3 protein-coding genes are annotated in these 1,201 nt (G+C 75.9%); 2 read left to right on the top strand and 1 reads right to left on the bottom strand.

What is annotated here, in order from left to right:
- Positions 1 to 208: dihydrodipicolinate reductase C-terminal domain-containing protein (locus tag AC2W7A_RS12665; protein WP_485991641.1), on the top strand; the 208-nt coding region annotated here is incomplete at its 5' end.
- 88 nt (positions 209 to 296) lie between these two features.
- On the top strand, positions 297 to 752 hold the full coding sequence (locus AC2W7A_RS12660) for a hypothetical protein (RefSeq protein ID WP_485991642.1): 456 nt from the start codon (positions 297 to 299) through the stop codon (positions 750 to 752).
- 81 nt (positions 753 to 833) lie between these two features.
- On the opposite strand, the gene AC2W7A_RS12655 is transcribed toward AC2W7A_RS12660, so the two are convergent.
- A partial coding sequence (locus tag AC2W7A_RS12655) for a DUF418 domain-containing protein (RefSeq protein WP_485991640.1) occupies positions 834 to 1,201 on the bottom strand: 368 nt, incomplete at its 5' end.

Genomic DNA, 1,201 nt, shown 5'->3' with positions numbered 1-1,201 from the left:
GGACGGCGTGCGCGTGCACGCGGTGCGCCTGCGCGGCCTGGAGGCGCACCAGGAGGTGCTCATGGGAGGTCCCGGCGAGCAGCTGACCGTCCGCCACGACGCCTTCGACCGCGGCGCCTACATGCCCGGCGTGCTGCTGGGCCTGCGCCAGGTGGCCTCCCACCCGGGCCTGACCTACGGACTGGACGGATACCTCGACCTTGACTGACCCGCGCACCCCGCACGACCCCGCCGACGACGCCGCCCGCACGACCCCGTCCCGCACCGGCGGCCAGCCCCGCCCGCAGCGTCCTTGGCTGACCAAGGTGGGCGTGGCCGCGCTGACCCTGCTGCTGCTGTTCTTCGCGGTGATCGCCGTGTATTCGGCGGTGGGGTTCATCCTGGCGCCGCAGCCGGTGGCGAAGGCCATCGGCGTCGCGGTGCTGGCCGTGGTGGCGGTCGGGATGTGGACCCTGTGGCGCGAGCTGCGCTTCGGCCTGCTCTCCGAGCGTATGGCCGCGATCCTGGCCGCCGAGGGCAATCTCCCCGCGGACGACCTGCCGCGCTCGCCCGGCGGCCGCATCGACCGCGCCGCCGCGGACGCGCAGTTCGAGACCTACCGCATCGAGGCCGAGGCGGCCCCGCAGTCCTGGCGCGCCTGGTACCGCCTGGGCCTGGCCTACGACGCCTCCGGTGACCGCCGCCGGGCCCGCGGAGCCATCCACACCGCCGGCCGCCTCTTCACCGAGGACGCCCGCGCCGCCCGCGGCTGATCGGCTCGCTGAGCGCCCCGCCTCGGTCCGTCCGGGGTGGGGCGTCGTCGTGTCCGGGTCGCCTCAACGTGCGCGCCCGCCTCAGCGCAGGCCCGCCTCCTGCTTCCCGACGACGGCACCCACCGCTGCCTGCAGGCCCGCCTCGAGCGGTCCCCGGCTCCGGAAGTGCCGGAACCCCAGCGCCACGACGAGGCATCCGGCCCATGCGACCAGCACCGCCGTGGTGCCGTCCCAGCACCAGCCGGACCGTTCACAGGCACCCGAGGAGCTGTGCAGGACGGTGTCGTCCAGCACGGCGAGCACCACCAGGTGGCCCGCGTAGAGCGTCAGGGGGATCCGCCCGACCGCCTCGAGCAGGACGGTGAGGCGCCACCGGGACCGCGGCAGCGCGTCCGCCAGCAGCACGCAGAGGCCGAGGACGGCGGTGGCCGCCCCGGCGGCACGCAGCG

Source organism: Micrococcus sp. LASM2_SD2 (assembly GCF_057364565.1).
Note: the sequence above shows the minus strand (reverse complement) of the source record. Positions and strands in the feature narration are given on the sequence as shown.